Genomic DNA, 17,578 nt, shown 5'->3' with positions numbered 1-17,578 from the left:
GTCTGTAATACCCTAATTTTTTTGCAAAATTTTTAGAATTATTAAACACACGTAACATTTATAAAGCATAATGAAAACTAAATACATAGATTTAATCACGCAATCATTTGACTTTCCACAAGATGAATTTGAATTAGATGGAGAGTACTTAAAATTTAATGGAATTGACCTAAAAGCTTTGGTCGAAGAACATGGAACACCATTAAAATTCACATATTTGCCTAAAATTTCGCAAAACATTCAGAAAGCGAAAGGTTGGTTCGAAAAAGCGCGTGAAGAGTTAAACTATGAGGGAACTTACAATTATTGTTATTGTACAAAAAGTTCTCACTTTCGTCACATTTTAGGTGAAGCATTAAAAAACGATATTCACATTGAGACATCTTCTGCATTTGACATTAATATTGTCGAAAATTTGATTGGAGAAGGTTTGATTACAGACGATCAATATGTTGTTTGTAACGGTTTCAAGCGTGAGGAATATGTAGAAAATATTGCTCGTTTGGTAAATAGCGGACATCGTAAAACGATTACAGTAATTGACAATTACGAGGAAGTTGATTTGTTTTCTGAGGCAATTGAAGGTGATTTTGAAATCGGAATTCGTATTGCATCGGAAGAAGAACCAAAATTTGAATTTTATACTTCTCGTTTAGGAATTGGTTACAAGGATATTGTTCCTTTTTATCAGACAATGGTAAAACCTAATGAACGCATTAAATTGAAAATGCTTCATTTCTTTATTAATACAGGAATTAAAGACAATTCGTATTATTGGAATGAGTTGACAAAATGTTTGAGAGTTTATGTAAACCTTAAAAAAGTTTGTCCAGAATTAGATAGTTTGAATATTGGTGGTGGATTCCCAATCAAAAATTCGTTGAATTTCGAATATGATTACGAATACATGGCGAAAGAAATCTTGTTGCAAATTAAAATGATTTGTGATGAAGAAGGAATTCATGTTCCAAATATTTTTACAGAATTTGGTTCGTTTACAGTAGGAGAAAGTGGAGGAGTAGTCTACAAAATTCTTTATCAAAAGAAACAAAATGATAAAGAGTATTGGGATATGATCGATTCTTCTTTTATGACAACTTTGCCAGATGCTTGGGCAATTTCGAAACGATTTGTAATGTTGCCAATTAACCGTTGGTACGATAAGTATGAACGTGTATTATTAGGAGGTTTAACATGTGATTCTGACGATTATTACAATTCAGAACAGCATGTAAATGCCATTTATCTTCCGAAATATGATCAAGCAAAACCATTGTATATCGGTTTCTTTAATACAGGAGCTTACCAAGATAATATTAGTGGTTTTGGTGGAATTAATCACTGTTTAATTCCTCAGCCCAAATATATTTTGATTGACGAAAATTATGAAGCAAAAGTATATTCAGAAGAACAAACGCATCAAGATGTGTTGAATACATTAGGATATAAATAATTAGAATTTTTAATAAAATATAAAACAAATAAAATGAGTAAAGGACCAATCAGTCAGTTTATAGAACATAACTATAGACACTTTAATGCAGCTGCTTTAGTTGACGCTGCAAAAGGATATGAGCAACACTTGTTAGAAGGTGGTAAAATGTTAATTTCTTTGGGTGGAGCAATGTCTACTGCTGAATTAGGAATTTCATTAGCGGAAATGATTCGCCAAGATAAAGTGCACATCATTTCTTGTACAGGAGCAAATTTAGAAGAAGACGTAATGAATTTAGTTGCGCATTCTCACTATAAAAGAATTCCAAATTACCGTGATTTAACACCAGAGCAAGAGCGCGAATTGTTAGATACACACTTCAACCGTGTTACAGATACTTGTATTCCAGAAGAGGAGGCTTTTCGTCGTTTACAAGAGCATTTAGAGAATGTTTGGCATGCAGCAGAAGAAAAAGGTGAGCGTTATTTACCACACGAATTTTTATACCAAGTTGTAAATTCTGGAGTTTTAGAGCAATACTACGAAATTGATCCGAAAGATTCTTGGATTGTTGCTGCTGCTGAGAAAAATTTACCTATCGTTTGTCCAGGTTGGGAAGACTCTACAACAGGAAACATTTTTGCGTCTAACGTAATCAAAGGAAATTTAAAAGCGTCTACAGTAAAATCTGGAATTGAGTACATGATTTACTTAACAGAGTGGTATCGTGCTAATTCTGATGGTAAAGGTGTAGGTTTCTTCCAAATTGCTGGTGGTATCTCTGGAGATTTCCCAATTTGTGTTGTTCCAATGATGTACCAAGATTTAGAGTGGACAGATGTTCCTTTCTGGGCGTATTTCTGTCAAATTTCTGACTCTACAACATCTTACGGATCTTATTCAGGAGCTGTTCCAAATGAGAAAATTACATGGGGTAAATTAGATGTTGATACACCAAAATATATGATAGAATCTGATGCGACTATTGTTGCTCCATTGATTTTCAACTATATTTTAGGAAACTAATCAATAGAATATATTAAGCATAAAAAAACCACTTCGATTGAAGTGGTTTTTTTGTTATATATCGTTCCGATAATTAATCTTTCATTGCTTCACCAGCTTTTCTATGCGTAAATTTTCCATAGATATGTCTTCTTGCAAAACGGCTTGGAGAATCAGAATTTACCATTTTGATGTACGTATTTTTAGGAACGCCAAAATACTCGTAATGATTTCCATCTAAATGTTCTACTTTCAAAATTTGTTCATCCATATAAAAATCATGAATGTTAGATTTTGCAGTTGTAATCGTATATTCTTCTTTGTTTTTTTCGTGCGTTTCAGGATTAATACTTACTAAAAAGTGGTATGCTTCGATCACAACTTTACTTTTTTCTTCAGCTTCTATTTTGCCTGCTTCGTCGTTGATAAATTTATCAGGATGCGCATCTTTCATCGTGTTTCTGTAAATTGTTTTCAACTCTTTTAGAGTTACATTTTTATCAACTCCAAGTAATTTTCTGTGTTCTACAACGCTTTTCATAATTATAATCCTTTTTTCGGAGTGCAAAAGTACGGATTATAAATCACGAAATACGTTTAATATCCATAAGTTTCGTTAAGGTTATGATAAATAATTTTCTTTTTGTTGAGAATTTGATATTCAATTCCAATACTATCCTTGTTTATAGAAATCAGTTTAGCTTGCTGAATAGGTTCGTTTTCGTATTCATATAGCTTTGGATCATCAGAATTAATATTTAATGTTTCAGAAACAATATCACTATAATCTGGTCTCGCGATATTGTTTGATTTTTCTAAAATAGGAAATTTAGATTCAGAATTATAGATATAAGCACGTTTCATTGCCATAACTTTTTTCGTAACTACTATTTTATATTCATCATTTACTTTAATGGTTTGAATTGTATTCATATTGAATAAAAAACTAACGATAGATAGAAACGGAATTGCCATTGGTAAAATGCTCAATCCAACTAAAGCAAAAAGTAAAAAACCATAAATTTTGATATAGATAATTTTCCAAAATTTAATAACGATGTAAAAGGTGAAAATAATCCAAGTCCAAGCAAGAATTTGATAGGTATATTCTCCTTTTAAATTCAACCCCATAAGGTTTAAACTCAATAAAAATAAAATGAGGAGAACTGAAGAAATGATGTAGATTTTGAGTGATTTTGGCATTTAGGTTATGATTTATTTTTTCGAATATACATTATTTATATGATTTAATCGTTTTGTGTAAAATGAATTATCTCGAATATTTTTGTAATTTTAAACAAGCTAACAACAAACAAAATAAGTATGAAATTGAAAGACGTTCCTGAATTGAAAAACTCTATCTTAGATCTTCCTTCAAAGGAAAAAGATAAACTTCTTTTGCGTCTTATCAATAAAGATGAAACTTTAGTAGAACATTTGCATTTTCAATTATTAGAGGGTGAAAATGATTTGCAAGATCGTGTAAAAAATATTTATGAAAAGATTGATTTGCAGTTTAAAAAGTCTCATCACTTAATTAATCAGATTAATATAAATAGAAGTCATCGTCAATTGTTGTTGACGTTAAAAACATTGAGTGGAATTGTGAATTATCATGTTCAAATTACGAAAGATAAAGTGTCAGAATTTGAATTGAGAAAATATATCATTCAAGAATCTTTTAGTCGTTATCCTTATCTTTTTGAAACTTATACAACAGGAGATAATGCAGAAAAATTATACAATTATCAACACGGGAGATTGAAATTGATTTTTTCTATTTTTAATAAATTTCATGAAGATTTAAAATTTGATTACCAGAACGATATTGATGAAATTAATACTTTTTTAAGAAAAACTCCTATAAATTTTAAACTTCAATAGTTCTTTTAAACAAAAGGTTGCTTATCTAATATTGTATAAAATAATAATTAAATTTACTATAATTGACTTATTATTAATTGATTTGGTCTGTTTTTTGGTGAAGGAAAATAGTTAGGTTGTTTTTTAAAAATTTTAATTTATTGTTAAATTTTTTAAAAAAATACAGTTAGTTCTGTTTTAACCGAACTAACTTATATATATTTGCACGGTTTTATAGACTAAACACATTATGAATATAGATAATCATGCAGGTAACATGGACTTATTCTGTAGTTTTAGTGCTTTTTTAGAGAAAACGTATAAGTTTCCTCCTTTAACAGCCAAATTGCAGGCATATATGGTTTTAGAATCAACTGAAGAAGGATTTACTTTTGAAGAACTTTTAGAGGTTTTCAATGTTAGTAAGAGTTCTTTGTCTAATTCGATTAATTACTTGCTATCGATGAAACATATTGAATATATAAACAAGATTAATTCTCGTAAAAGATATTTTAGATTAAATTTTAATTATTTGATAGAGAAGTTAGATTTTTTATATGATATGATTTCACAGGATATTGTTTTTACAGATCGTATAAAAGAACATAAAATGTTAAATAACTCGCTTTCGAAAAATATTGAAAACAGGGTAATTGATATTTATTTAGATCATTTAAATCAGACGAAGTCTTTGTTAGGCGAAACAATAGAAAAAATTAATAAAATTCAACTAGAAAATAAGTAAAAGTAATATGAAAAACGTTAACGTTATGATGGTTGGTGCTTTGGCTATTGCGCTAAGTTCTTGTGGTAAAAAGGACAATGCAGGAGCACAAGCACAAGGTCCGACACCTTATCCAGTTGTTGATGTACCAACAAGAGTGGTGACAAGTTATGATGAATATCCGACAAATATTGAAGGAGTTGTGAATAACGAGGTCCGTGCGAAAATTCAAGGATACATTACAGAAGTTTATGTTGATGAAGGTCAATACGTACAAGCTGGTCAACCTTTGTTTAGATTAGAAACAAATGTATTAACTCAAAACGCTGATGCTGCAAGATCAGGAGTTGGAGCAGCGCAAGCGAGTGTAAAGTCAGCACAAGCAAATGTAAATGCAGCTAAAGCATCTGTTAATGCAGCGCAAGTGGAAGTGGATAAATTAACTCCTCTTGTTCAGAAAAATATTATAAGTAATGTACAATTAGAAACAGCAAAAGCAAATTTAGCAAAAGCTCAGGCAAGTTATAATCAAGCTTTGGCAGCTGTGGGACAAGCTCAAGCAGGTGTTACACAAGCTCAAGCAAATTATAAAGGTGCTCAAGCAAATGTAGATTATTCTGTTGTACGCGCTCCAATAAGTGGAGTATTAGGTTCTATTAACTTCCGTCAAGGAACATTAGTAGGTCCATCAGATCCAACAGCAATTACTACAGTTTCTAACACCTCTAAAGTTTATGCTTACTTTTCGATGAATGAAAAAGAGTATTTAAATTTTATTTCTAAATCTGAAGGAGCAACTTTAAAAGAGAAATTAGATAAAATTCCTGCTGTAGATTTAGTTTTAGCTAACGGAGAAATTTATCCTGAAAAAGGTAAGATTCAAACTGTTACAGGACAAATCAATCCTACTACTGGTACGATAGATTTCCGTGTATCTTTTAACAATGCGGCAAAAATATTAGCGAATGGTAATTCAGGACGTATCCGTGTTCCAAAAACTTATGTTGATGTATTGGTTGTGCCAGAAGCTGCAACGTTTGAACAGCAAGGTATGACTTATGTTTACAAAGTAACAAAAGATACAGCTTACGCAACTCCAATTACTGTTGTAGAAAGAGCAAATAATATTGCAGTTGTAAAAGATGGAGTGAAAAAAGGTGATAAAGTTGTTGCACAAGGTGTAGGTAAATTGAGAGATAAGACTGCCGTTAAACCAATGCCAGCAAACTTTGATACAATCGTAAATTCTACAAAAACAGTATTCTAATTGGATAAATTATGTTAAAAACCTTTATTGAAAGACCCGTACTGTCTACGGTTATTTCTATTATCATACTTATATTGGGTATTCTGGGGCTTACTGCGCTACCAGTTACTCAATATCCAGACATTGCGCCAGCTACTGTAAAAATTTCTGCTTCATATCCTGGAGCGAATGCGAAAACAGTAATGGAGTCTGTAATTATTCCGATCGAGGAACAGGTGAATGGGGTTGAAGGAATGGATTATATTCAATCTACAGCTTCTAACAATGGATCTGCATCTATTGATGTAGTTTTCAAACCTGGTGTTGATGGGGATATCGCGCAAGTAAACGTTCAAAATCGTGTTGCACGTGCTACACCTTTATTACCTTCAGAGGTAACTCGTTCTGGTGTTGTTACACAAAAGCAACAAACTTCGGCATTGATGTTTACATCTTTCTATTCAACTAATCCTAAGTATGACGAAATATACTTACAAAATTACTTGAATATTAATATTATTCCTGCGTTAAAACGTGTAAATGGTGTAGGTGATGCTCAAGTTTTTGGAGCGATGACTTATTCTATGCGTATTTGGTTAGATCCTTCTCGTATGGCAAGTTATGGCTTGATACCTTCAGATGTTTCTGCAGCATTATCTCAAGAATCTCTTGAAGCTGCTGCTGGATCTTTAGGTGAAAATTCTGGACAATCTTTCCAATATACGATTACCTATTCTGGACGTTATAAAACAGAAGATCAGTATCGTAATATCGTCATTAAATCTTTACCTAATGGAGAAGTTTTAAAATTAAAAGATGTTGCGAATGTAGAATTTGGTGCTCAATCTTATGCAGGACGTGCGAATATGAATGGAGATCCTTCTGCTGTATTTGCTGTATACCAAACACCAGGATCTAATGCCCAAGAAATTATTGTTAACTTAAGAGAAGAGTTAAAGAAAGCTGAATCTCAATTACCAGATGGAATTAGTTATACTATTTTGATGGATACTAATACATTCTTAGATGCGTCTATCGAGAAAGTAGTTAGTACGATGATCGAGGCATTTATCTTAGTATTTATCGTGGTATATATTTTCTTACAAGATTTCCGTTCTACATTAGTTCCGTTAATTGCGGTTCCTGTATCTATTATTGGTACATTCTTCTTCCTTAATGTAGCAGGATTCTCGTTAAACTTATTAACGTTATTCGCATTAACGCTCGCCATTGGTATTGTGGTGGATGACGCGATTGTAGTGGTGGAAGCCGTTCACGCTCGTATGGAAACACACCACGAAACTCCGATGGATGCTACTAAAAATGCGATGGATGAAATTTCTGGTGCCATTGTATCGATTACATTAGTTATGTGTGCCGTATTCGTTCCAGTAACATTTATATCCGGCCCTACAGGAGTTTTCTATAAACAGTTTGGTATAACCTTAATTGTAGCGATTTTAATTTCTGCCGTTAATGCCTTGACATTATCTCCAGCATTATGTGCGTTATTCTTAAAACCACATCAAGAAGGAGAAGTAAAACGTAATTTTGTTCAACGTTTCTTCGATGCATTTAATGCAGCGTTTGATCGTATGACACATAAATACGGAAATTCATTCAAGTTTTTAGTTAAACACAAATGGATTTCTTTTATCATTATTATTGCAAGTGCTGTAGGAATTTATGGGATAGGAAAAATGATGCCAACTGGATTCGTTCCTGCTGAGGATAATGGATTCATTATTGGTAATATCGAATTACCTGCAGGTGCTTCTATGGACCGTGTGTATGAAGTTGAGAAACAATTCCAAGAAAAAATTAAAAATATTCCAGGAATTGATAAAGCGACTATTATTTCGGGTAACTCTATTATTTCAGGTGCAGGTTCTAACTACGGTATGATGTTCGTTAAATTGAAATCATTCGAAGAACGTACAACCCCAGATTTATCTATTCAAGCAATTATCGGGCAATTATTTGGTGCAGCTGCACAAATTCCTGATGCACAGATGATTTTCTTCCAACCACCAGCAATTCCAGGTTTTGGTATGTCTTCTGGTTTCGAATTAAAATTATTAGATAAAACAGGTGGAGATATTGCTGATTTTGATAAAGTTGCAAAAGAATACATTGGAGCATTAATGCAACGTCCAGAAATTCAGTATGCACAAACTTCATTCAATACGAACTTCCCTCAATATGAAATTGATGTTAATATTGAAAGAGCAAAACAATCAGGTGTTTCTGTAAGTTCAATTTTCTCAACATTACAAGGTTACATTGGAGGTTTATATGCAGCAGACTTTACACGTTTTGGTAAACAATACCGTGTGTATATTCAGTCTTCTCCAGATGATCGTATCAATGAAATGAGTTTAAATAAAATGTTTGTGAAAACATCAACAGGAGCTATGGCACCCGTATCACAATTTGTTTCATTGAAACGTGTATATGGTCCTAACTCTGTAAACCGTTACAACTTATTTACATCTGCTAACATTACAGGAGCTGTAAATCCAGGTTTCTCTACGGGAGATGCAATTTCAGCAATTAATCAAGTAACAGAACAAACATTGTCAACTTCTTATGGAACTGACTTTACAGGTTTAACACGTGAAGAGATTAATTCTGGTAATCAAACTGCAATGATTTTTGCATTATGTATTGTTTTCGTATACTTTATTTTATCTGCTCAATATGAGTCTTACGTTTTACCACTTTCAGTTTTATTATCTGTTCCATGTGGTGTGATGGGAGCTTATTTATCTCAATGGTTAGCGGGATTAGAAAATAATATTTATTTCCAAATTGCCTTAGTCATGTTGGTTGGTTTATTAGCCAAGAATGCCATTCTGATTGTAGAGTTCGCTTTACAAAGACGTGCGCATGGAATGACAATTGTACAAGCGGCAATTGATGGAGCAAAAGCTCGTTTACGTCCAATTTTAATGACATCTTTTGCCTTTATTTTAGGTTTAATGCCATTAGTATTTGCGACAGGAGTTTCTTCTGCAGGTAACCGTTCAGTTGCAACTGGTGCTGCATTCGGATTATTAATTGGTACAGTTTTAGGTATTTTCGTAATTCCTATTTTGTTTATTGTTTTCCAAACATTACAAGAAAAAATTAAGCCAATGAAATTTGATCGTCCACAAGAAGAAATTGAACATAATAATTCAATCTAATTATGAAAAAGTACAGAATTTTAAATATTACTTTAATCGCAGCTGGATTGTTTGCTGTTCAATCTTGTTTCGTAGCAAAAGACTATAACCGTCCTGAAGCTGTTGTAAATGAAGCAAACTTCAGAACAGATGTTATTGCAAAAGACAGTGCAAATGTTGCAACTGTTTCTTGGAAACAAATTTTTACAGATTCGCAATTACAAGCTTTGATTAATCAAGGTTTACAAAATAATTTAGACATACGTTCGGCACTGCAAAATATTGCAGTTGCTGAGGCGTATGCCAAACAAGGTAAAGCGGGTTATTTACCAACTTTATCTGTTGGACCAAAATACTCTTTTACAGAAAGTTCTAAAAATACACCATTTGGTGCAATGATGACGGACAGAAGTCAAAATCAATACGAGCTTTCAGGTAATTTAAGTTGGGAAGCAGATATTTGGGGAAAAATCAGAAGTAATCAACGTGCATCTGCTGCAACTTATTTGCAAACTGTAGAAGCACATAAAGCGGTTAAAACTCAAATTGTAGCATCTATTGCGAATGCTTATTATAATTTATTAGCATTAGATGAGCAAAAAAGAATTTTAGACAAAACGTTGATCAACCGCGAACAAAGTTTAGAAACAACAAAAGCTTTAAAAGAAGCTGGTAGTGTAACAGAAGTTGCTGTTAATCAAACAGAAGCTCAGTTATATAGCGTGAAATCTATGTTGGTTGATGTTGAAAACGGAATTAAGTTGAACGAAAATGTGATGAGTATTTTGTTAGGAACAAATCCTCAATCAATTAATCGTACAAATTTAGCTTCTCAACAAGTTAACCAAACTTTATCAGTTGGTGTGCCAGCGCAATTGTTAGAAAATCGTCCTGATATCAAAGCTGCAGAGTTTGGATTGATGAACGCTTTTGAGAATGTTAACGTTGCGAATGCAAGTTTTTATCCTTCTCTTTCTATTACTGCAACAGGTGGTGTACAAGGAATTGATATTGATAAATTATTTAGTGCGCAATCTTTATTTGCAACGGTGATCGGTAGCTTAACTCAACCTTTGTTACAACAACGTAAATTGCGTACGCAAAAAGAAGTTGCTTTAGCAAATCAAGAAAATGCTTTGATTAATTATAAAAGCAAAATCTTAAATGCAAGTAAAGAGGTTTCTGATGCGTTATACACATACGATGCAGCAACGAAGAAAGCTGAATATAAACAAAAAGAATATCAATTATACAATCAAGCAATTACCTATTCTGAAGAATTGTTAAACTACGGTATGGCAAACTATTTAGAAGTAATTACAGCAAGAGACAATGGGTTGAATGCTGAATTGAATGTTGTTGATGCGAAATTATCATCTTTATCATCAATGGTCGAATTATATCGCGCTGTTGGAGGTGGATGGCAATAAGCAATTCTAATCTTAAGAAAAAAACCTCTCAAATATTTGAGAGGTTTTTTTATACTTCTATTTCTCTAAAACTTCGCAATGAATAATATTGTGAGAAGTTCCTACAAATTCTATTAACCAATTTTCAGTAGTTTCTTCAATTCGATTTTCATCTTTCCAAATTAGATAATCAAATGAAATTGGAATCGAAACAAATTTACTTTTTGGATGAGAAGCAAGTTCACTCAAATCTTCTTCAATTTTTTGTTCCATTTCAAATAAATCTTTTGGTTTTGATTTATGAAAACTATAATAATCAATCGCGATTAATTCTAATATAATTTTGTCGTTTGTAAATGTTTGCGCAAAATCGTAAATCGTTTGAAAAACATCGTTCAAGGTATGTTTGTGAAACAAATGATGCTGCTCAAAATATTGTCCTAATCCCATCAAATAATCGAAAATAGAATACTTTTGACTAATATATTTCAGCGTTTCTGGCGTTCTTGGTTTGTTCCAATAAATCTCCAGAGCATTTTCTAAAGCAGTAATATTTTCTAAATCATTTTCACTTAAAAAATCACTTTTTATAATTTGATAAGGCGGCATTGGATCAAAATGGTAACCATAGTTTTCATATTTTTGACGAACTGGAGTCCCTTTCAGAAATTTCAGAAAACCTAATTGCAATTCTGGTGGATATAGTTTAAAGGTTTCTTCGAAACTAAATTTCAAATCATCAATATATTCCAAAGGTAAACCAACAATTAAATCTAAATGCATCTCAATACGATCTTTCAATTGATTGATAACATTTGACGTTTTTTCAAAATTTTGCTTGCGCGAAACTTCTCGATTACTTTGTTGATTAACGGTTTGAATTCCGATTTCGAAACGGAAAAGATTTTTTGGAACATTTTCGTTGATGAATTTTATAATATCAGGATGAACAATATCTGCTGTAATCTCGAACTGAAAAACATTTCCTTCACGATAATGATCCAAAATAAATTGAAACAATTCGATCGTAAAATCACGTTTTATATTAAATGTTCGATCCAAAAACTTAATTGTTTTTCCATGCTTCATCAAATACAACAAATTTTCTTTAATGGTTTCCATCGGCAAATAGCGCATTTTATTGTCTAAACTTGCTAAACAAAACTCACATTTATAAGGACATCCACGAGAAGTTTCGATGTAACAAACCTTCTTTTCCAAATCCGCTGGATTATCGTATTGATAAGGATTTCGACCTTTTAATCGATTAATATCAAATTGAATATTTTGTGCATTGAAAACAACTTTGTTCTCTTTTTTGTAAACTAAATTCGGTACATTTTCTATTGCGGGATAATTTGCTGCAAATTCCTCGAACGGAATTTCTCCTTCACCTACAATGATATAGTCGATATAATCATTTGCAATCACATCATCATATTCGTAACTAACTTCTGGTCCACCCAACAAAATTTTAGTTTCAGGAGAAATTTGTTTGATTCGTTTACAAACTTCTAACGTCTGCGTAATATTCCAAATGTAGCAACTAAAACAGATAATATTGTATTTAACGCATTTTTCTGCAACTTCATCAAAGTCAGATTTAATCGTAAATTCTTTCCAAAAAATATTTCCATGATGATGATTTAAATCGTACAAAATACGAATTGCCAAATTGAGGTGAATATATTTTGCGTTTAAAGTCGTTAATAAAATTGATGATTGCATAATTTGTAATTGATTTGCAAAAATAATAATTAAAAACCTATCGCTGTACCGCCCAAAGAAACACTTGTTTTGTTATATTTTGTAGGCGTTTTTTTCTTTTTCACTTTGATTGAAAAAATAACAGGTTCTAATGGTAATTCGTTCTTTGTTTCAAATTCACTAATTTTCATGACTTTGTCTAAACCTTTTGTAATTTCTCCATAAACTGTAAAATCATGATCTAAACGAGGCTGTCCGCCATTTTTTAAATATTCAGCGCGTTGTTCTGCTGTAAATTTGATTCCTTTTTTAGTTTCCAAATCATCTAATTCTTTCGCTGTAATTTTTTTTCCTACAACAAAATAAATTTGATTGTAATAAGAAGCTTTTTCTTTATTTCCATCTCGACCAGCACCTAAAGCTCCCATTTTATGAAAAGCTTTCGGATTAAATTCTGGCGCTAAACGAATCGGTTTTTGCTCTGGATGTTCGGCTTCTCGCGCCAAAATAGGATCATCTAATTCGCCTCCTTGAATGACGAAATCTTTCACAACTCTGTTAAATTGTGCATTTGTATAAGTTCCTTTATTAATCTCACTCAAAATCAAATCGCGATGTTTGGGAGTGAAATCATATAACATTACATCAAATTTTCCGTAATTAGTTTTGAATTTTAAAGTATAGGTTTGCGCAGAAACAAAACTCGAAATTGAAAATCCAATTCCGAGAGCAATATTTTTTAATAATCGATGATTCATTGTAAATTTTCTTGTTCTAAAGATAACAACAAATATAGAAATCTGAATGATTTTAAGCTAAATTCATAATCATAATTAAACTTCCAACACCAATAATTACCCATAAAATAATCGCCATTAATAACGGTTTGTAGCCGATATTTTTCATCATTTTGAATGATAAACTTGTGCCGATTAAGAATAATGTAAGCGTAAGAGCAGCTTTAGATAGATCGATAATAATTGGACTAAATTGATGGACAAAAGGTACATAGGTATTCACACAAATAGCGATTAAAAATAGACCAATAAACCACGGAATATTAATTTTTGATGTGTTGTTTTTGAAAAACAATAAGGTTAAAAACGATAATGGAATAATCCAAAGTGCGCGAGCTAATTTCACTGTTGTAGCGATTTGTAAAGCTTCTTCTCCGTATTTACTTGCTGCTCCAACGACAGAACTTGTGTCGTGAATTGCGATAGCGCACCATAAACCAAATTCGTGTTGAGATAAGTTGAATAAATGTCCAAGCGGTGGGAAAATCAATAATGCAATTGAGTTTAATGTGAAAACTACTGCTAAAGCAACCGAAATTTGATTGGGTTTTGCTTTTGTAATTGGCGCGATTGCAGCGATTGCACTTCCTCCGCAAATTGCTGTTCCAGCGGAAATTAGGTAGCCTGTAGCTTTTTCAATTTTGAAGAGTTTGGTAAATAAAAATCCTAAAATCATCAACGTAGAAATACTTACAACGGTGAATACAATTCCTTCTTTTCCTGCTTGTATAGCCGAAAAAATATTCATTCCGAATCCTAAACCTACCACAGCAACTTTCAGTAAAGTGTTTGATACTTTTCGTGATTGTACTTCGTATGGATTTCCAAATATTTGCGCAACAACAAATCCTAAAACTAATGCGATAGGAGAGCTTATAAAAGGCATTAAACATAGAAATGCACAAATTAAAAAGATAACTTTTTGTGTAGTGAATTGTTGAAATAAGCCTTTTTCTGAATGTATAATTTTCATGATTTGAATAATTTTATGGTACAAATTTCTTGTACTTATTATTCAAAAAGAAATGATAAAAAGTAATCTATTATTACTTTAAGTTATAACTATTGCAAAAATTAATAAACAAATTCACCAATTTAGATTGATCACCTTCTGGAATGATAAAATTGAAATTACGTTCTATCACAAGGTTTTTAATGTCAATAATAGTTAAAGTTTGATTTTTAAGTTCTTGTAAAATAGATTGAATTGATAAAAACGCTAAAGCATCAGAATGTAACACATACGATTTTATACTTTCTGTACTTCCCAATTGAATTTCGATATTGAGTTCATTTAGCTTTATATTTTTCGATTTTAAAGCTAAATCAATGGTTTCTAAAGTTCCAGAACCAGGTTCCCGAAAAACCAACGGAATGTTCTTTAAATCATCTAATTTGATATTATTTTTGGTAAAAATAGAATGATTTTGACGAGAAACTAACACAATTTCATCTTTCATAAACGGAAAATAATGAAACGTTCTATTTTTGATTTGAGCTTCAATTAAACCGACATCGATTTTATGATTTCCTAATAATTCTTCAATTCTTTCCGAATTTTGAATCACCAAACTCAATTGAATTTCAGGAAATCTTTTTCGAAATTCTGCCAAAATAGGAGGTAATACATATTGCGCAATTGTCGTACTTGCACCCAAACGTAAAATTCCTTTTTGTTTTTCTTGTAATTGCCCAATTTCAAATTCCATTTTTTGATAAACAGAAAAAATTTCTTCTGTATATTTTAATAGAATTTCACCAGCTTTGGTCAATTTTATTTTCGTCCCATTTCGTTCAAATAACTTAATGTTAAGATTTAATTCAATTTCTTTAATGTGTTTTGTAACAGCTGGTTGTGTTATGTTTAATTCGTTTGCTGCTTTCGTGAAATTCAATCGTTTAGCAACCGTATCAAAAACTTTTAATCTAAAATCGAACATAAGAAATTATTGAAATAAGCTTAAATTGTATTGCTTTACCAAATCCAAAATCATATGATATCCAGCTGCGGAATTCCCATGTTCGTCAAGTGCAGGACTGAAAACGCCGATACCAATTTTGTTTGGAACGGAAACGGTAATTCCGCCACCAACGCCAGATTTACTTGGTAAACCAACGGTGCGTGAATATTTGCCACTAAATTCATACATTCCAGCAGTCAACATTTGAGATTGAATTAACTGTGAGATTTCTGGATTTTTATACGTTGCATCACCATCAAAACGTGTGCATTGATGCGCAAAGAAATAACCAATTTTAGCTAAATCTTCGGCAGTTACTTCGATAGAACATTGTTTGAAATAGTTGTTCAACTTTTCTTCATCACCTTCAATCAAGCCATTATTTTTCATCAAATAAAACATTCCACGATTTTTGTGTCCCGTTTCTTTTTCAGAATTATAAACGGATTTGCTATAATCTATCGAATTATTTTTGGTGATGTAGCGAACCATTTCAAGGATTTTTTTGAAAGGAATTTCACCTTCACCATCAATCATAGAAGTTGTTAAAATCGCACCAGCATTCATCATTGGATTCAGAGGTTTTCCTGTCGTTTCAAGGTTTGCGTAATGATTAAATGGTTTATCTGTTCCGAAATAACCCATTTTAGAAAATACATTTTTCTCCCCTTTTTCTGTAACAGCAATCATCAACGCAATGATTTTAGAAATACTTTGAATTGTAAATTTTTGATTGATATCGCCAACATTTATCACTTTACCATTTTCATTAACTACAGAAAAAGCAATTTTATCCGCTTGCATTTTTCCTAATTCTGGAATATAATCGGCAACTTTTCCTTCTTTGTAAAAAGCTTTATTTCTCTCAAGAATATCGTTTAATGTTTTTTCATTAATCTGTAAACTTCTCGAACTATTTTTTGACATATTTTGTCCATAAACAGTTTGATTAATTGGATTAAAACATGTTAAAGTAAGACTTAGAAGTAATGTTGAGAATGTATATCGTTTCATTTTATTTGATGTAAAACACAAACTTAAAAAATATTTGGTTGATTCGCCGAGATAAAATAGTTTTATATAAAATGTAGAATCTAAAATTTATAAAAAAATGAAATATTTCGTCCTATTGTTATCGAGTTTGTCTTTTGCGCAAACCTATCAAGTGATTAATGAGGAAAATTCGTCTGTTAGTTACCGAGGTTTGGCTTTTCAGGATGCAAAAACGTTTATTGTTTCTGGCTCAAAAAATACAATTGGTAAAACGATAGATGGTGGTAAAACATTTAGTTGGATTAACCCGAAAGTTGTTGAAAATAGAGATTTTAGAGATGTAGAAGTTTTAGGAAAAGATAACTATTTAGCTTTAGGAATTGATTCTCCTGCTTATGTTTTGCAAACGAAAGATGGCGGAAAATCATGGAATAAAGTGTATGAAAATAATGAAAAAGGTATTTTTTTAGATGCAATTTATGTGGATAAAACTTCGAAAAAGATTATTGTCTTGGGCGATCCAATGTCGCCAGATAAACCATTTGTATTAACGTCTTCGATTACTGATCCGACAAAATGGGAAGTTGCAAAATCGCTTCATGGTCAACCTTTGCGTTTAAAAAATCCGAAAGAAGCTTTTTTTGCTTCAAGTGGAAGTAATTTGTATGTAGATGCAAAGCAAACCTTGATTGTGACAGGAGGAGAGCTATCGAATTTATACTATTATACGCCAAAAGGTGGTCAAATGTATGCGTTAGAGAAAACAAAAAGTTCTACTTCTGGAATTAATGGAATGGCTTATGACGCAACAAATAATGTAGGATATTTGGTTGGTGGAGATTTTACAAAACCAGAAGATTCGAGCTATAATTTCTATAAATTTAAGTTGACAAATGGTAAAATTGCTTTTCAAGATTCATGGAAATATCCAACAGGATATAAATCTGGCGTAACAATTATTTCAAAAGATAAAGTCTTGGTTTGTGGATATTCTGGAGTGGATTATTCAGCAGATGGAGGACATAATTGGACAACTATTACACAAGATAGTTACAATACGTGTACAGTTTCGCCAGATAAGAAATATGTGATTTTGGTTGGGAATAAAGGAAAGATAGGAAAAGTTACGTTATAAAGATTTTCTAAAATTAAAATTAGATTAGAAATTGATTTTCAATTTTATAAATATTAGTTTCTTAGTAAATTTGAATAACCTAATACAATTCATAGTAAAGGGTGGTTAGTAGTTTTTTTAGTAAAAGTTCAGATAT

Annotated in this window: 15 protein-coding genes; 8 read left to right on the top strand and 7 right to left on the bottom strand. The window is 31.7% G+C overall.

Annotated features, from left to right (window positions below):
- The first annotated feature begins 70 nt into the window (after positions 1–70).
- Complete coding sequence (locus HXZ69_RS02710) at positions 71–1,453, top strand: type III PLP-dependent enzyme domain-containing protein (protein ID WP_286494914.1); 1,383 nt, start codon at positions 71–73, stop codon at positions 1,451–1,453.
- A gap of 33 nt (positions 1,454–1,486) precedes the next feature.
- The gene (locus HXZ69_RS02705) at positions 1,487–2,461 is read left to right on the top strand and encodes a deoxyhypusine synthase family protein (protein WP_219033979.1); all 975 of its coding nucleotides are present in this window, start codon (positions 1,487–1,489) and stop codon (positions 2,459–2,461) included.
- A 73-nt stretch (positions 2,462–2,534) separates the two neighbouring features.
- Here the strand turns inward: HXZ69_RS02705 and HXZ69_RS02700 are convergent, their stop codons facing one another.
- Positions 2,535–2,981 carry a KTSC domain-containing protein gene (locus HXZ69_RS02700; RefSeq protein ID WP_038330588.1) on the bottom strand — a complete coding sequence of 149 codons (447 nt, stop codon included), beginning with the start codon at positions 2,979–2,981 and terminating at the stop codon, positions 2,535–2,537.
- A 56-nt stretch (positions 2,982–3,037) separates the two neighbouring features.
- Positions 3,038–3,571 carry a hypothetical protein gene (locus HXZ69_RS02695; protein WP_286494913.1) on the bottom strand — a complete coding sequence of 178 codons (534 nt, stop codon included), beginning with the start codon at positions 3,569–3,571 and terminating at the stop codon, positions 3,038–3,040.
- Positions 3,572–3,763: 192 nt separating this feature from the next.
- Here HXZ69_RS02695 and HXZ69_RS02690 point away from each other — a divergent pair, with 192 nt between their 5' ends.
- The 5 genes from HXZ69_RS02690 to HXZ69_RS02670 all read left to right on the top strand — a co-directional run bounded on the left by HXZ69_RS02690 (position 3,764) and on the right by HXZ69_RS02670 (position 10,870).
- On the top strand, positions 3,764–4,324 hold the full coding sequence (locus HXZ69_RS02690) for a hypothetical protein (protein WP_286494912.1): 561 nt from the start codon (positions 3,764–3,766) through the stop codon (positions 4,322–4,324).
- A gap of 229 nt (positions 4,325–4,553) precedes the next feature.
- Entirely contained in the window at positions 4,554–5,048 is a 495-nt protein-coding gene (locus tag HXZ69_RS02685; protein ID WP_171622067.1) for a hypothetical protein, read from the top strand.
- Positions 5,049–5,055: 7 nt separating this feature from the next.
- Positions 5,056–6,294, top strand: coding sequence for an efflux RND transporter periplasmic adaptor subunit (locus HXZ69_RS02680; RefSeq protein ID WP_188320009.1), 1,239 nt, complete (start codon positions 5,056–5,058; stop codon positions 6,292–6,294).
- Positions 6,295–6,305: 11 nt separating this feature from the next.
- A complete protein-coding gene (locus HXZ69_RS02675) occupies positions 6,306–9,461 on the top strand; it encodes an efflux RND transporter permease subunit (protein WP_286494911.1) in 3,156 nt (1,051 codons plus the stop codon).
- 2 nt (positions 9,462–9,463) lie between these two features.
- Complete coding sequence (locus tag HXZ69_RS02670; protein ID WP_286494910.1) at positions 9,464–10,870, top strand: efflux transporter outer membrane subunit; 1,407 nt, start codon at positions 9,464–9,466, stop codon at positions 10,868–10,870.
- 57 nt (positions 10,871–10,927) lie between these two features.
- On the opposite strand, the gene HXZ69_RS02665 is transcribed toward HXZ69_RS02670, so the two are convergent.
- From HXZ69_RS02665 to glsA, 5 genes are all read right to left on the bottom strand, one after another.
- On the bottom strand, positions 10,928–12,577 hold the full coding sequence (locus HXZ69_RS02665) for a B12-binding domain-containing radical SAM protein (RefSeq protein WP_219033972.1): 1,650 nt from the start codon (positions 12,575–12,577) through the stop codon (positions 10,928–10,930).
- Between the two features lie 29 nt (positions 12,578–12,606).
- Positions 12,607–13,314, bottom strand: a complete 708-nt coding sequence (locus tag HXZ69_RS02660; protein WP_286494909.1) for a peptidylprolyl isomerase — start codon at positions 13,312–13,314, stop codon at positions 12,607–12,609.
- Between the two features lie 52 nt (positions 13,315–13,366).
- Positions 13,367–14,326 carry a YeiH family protein gene (locus tag HXZ69_RS02655; protein ID WP_115000367.1) on the bottom strand — a complete coding sequence of 320 codons (960 nt, stop codon included), beginning with the start codon at positions 14,324–14,326 and terminating at the stop codon, positions 13,367–13,369.
- A 73-nt stretch (positions 14,327–14,399) separates the two neighbouring features.
- On the bottom strand, positions 14,400–15,293 hold the full coding sequence (locus HXZ69_RS02650; RefSeq protein WP_219033970.1) for a LysR family transcriptional regulator: 894 nt from the start codon (positions 15,291–15,293) through the stop codon (positions 14,400–14,402).
- A 6-nt stretch (positions 15,294–15,299) separates the two neighbouring features.
- Entirely contained in the window at positions 15,300–16,241 is a 942-nt protein-coding gene (gene glsA / locus HXZ69_RS02645) for a glutaminase A (protein ID WP_371875726.1), read from the bottom strand.
- A gap of 184 nt (positions 16,242–16,425) precedes the next feature.
- Between glsA and HXZ69_RS02640 the strand changes: the two genes are divergently transcribed.
- Positions 16,426–17,442 carry a YCF48-related protein gene (locus HXZ69_RS02640; protein WP_219033968.1) on the top strand — a complete coding sequence of 339 codons (1,017 nt, stop codon included), beginning with the start codon at positions 16,426–16,428 and terminating at the stop codon, positions 17,440–17,442.
- Positions 17,443–17,578 lie beyond the last annotated feature (136 nt).

Origin of the sequence: Empedobacter sp. R132-2, assembly GCF_030324375.1 — a bacterium.
Taxonomy (GTDB): domain Bacteria; phylum Bacteroidota; class Bacteroidia; order Flavobacteriales; family Weeksellaceae; genus Empedobacter; species Empedobacter falsenii_B.
This window is presented reverse-complemented; position numbering and strand designations above follow the sequence as displayed.

Excerpts from the sequence above, each read along its gene's own strand:
- HXZ69_RS02710 (WP_286494914.1), top strand. The coding sequence starts at position 71 with ATGAAAACTAAATACATAGATTTAATCACGCAATCATTTGACTTTCCA.
- HXZ69_RS02705 (WP_219033979.1), top strand. The coding sequence starts at position 1,487 with ATGAGTAAAGGACCAATCAGTCAGTTTATAGAACATAACTATAGACAC.
- HXZ69_RS02700 (WP_038330588.1), bottom strand. The coding sequence starts at position 2,981 with ATGAAAAGCGTTGTAGAACACAGAAAATTACTTGGAGTTGATAAAAAT.
- HXZ69_RS02695 (WP_286494913.1), bottom strand. The coding sequence starts at position 3,571 with ATGGGGTTGAATTTAAAAGGAGAATATACCTATCAAATTCTTGCTTGG.
- HXZ69_RS02690 (WP_286494912.1), top strand. The coding sequence starts at position 3,764 with ATGAAATTGAAAGACGTTCCTGAATTGAAAAACTCTATCTTAGATCTT.
- HXZ69_RS02685 (WP_171622067.1), top strand. The coding sequence starts at position 4,554 with ATGAATATAGATAATCATGCAGGTAACATGGACTTATTCTGTAGTTTT.
- HXZ69_RS02680 (WP_188320009.1), top strand. The coding sequence starts at position 5,056 with ATGAAAAACGTTAACGTTATGATGGTTGGTGCTTTGGCTATTGCGCTA.
- HXZ69_RS02675 (WP_286494911.1), top strand. The coding sequence starts at position 6,306 with ATGTTAAAAACCTTTATTGAAAGACCCGTACTGTCTACGGTTATTTCT.
- HXZ69_RS02670 (WP_286494910.1), top strand. The coding sequence starts at position 9,464 with ATGAAAAAGTACAGAATTTTAAATATTACTTTAATCGCAGCTGGATTG.
- HXZ69_RS02665 (WP_219033972.1), bottom strand. The coding sequence starts at position 12,577 with ATGCAATCATCAATTTTATTAACGACTTTAAACGCAAAATATATTCAC.
- HXZ69_RS02660 (WP_286494909.1), bottom strand. The coding sequence starts at position 13,314 with ATGAATCATCGATTATTAAAAAATATTGCTCTCGGAATTGGATTTTCA.
- HXZ69_RS02655 (WP_115000367.1), bottom strand. The coding sequence starts at position 14,326 with ATGAAAATTATACATTCAGAAAAAGGCTTATTTCAACAATTCACTACA.
- HXZ69_RS02650 (WP_219033970.1), bottom strand. The coding sequence starts at position 15,293 with ATGTTCGATTTTAGATTAAAAGTTTTTGATACGGTTGCTAAACGATTG.
- glsA (WP_371875726.1), bottom strand. The coding sequence starts at position 16,241 with ATGTCAAAAAATAGTTCGAGAAGTTTACAGATTAATGAAAAAACATTA.
- HXZ69_RS02640 (WP_219033968.1), top strand. The coding sequence starts at position 16,426 with ATGAAATATTTCGTCCTATTGTTATCGAGTTTGTCTTTTGCGCAAACC.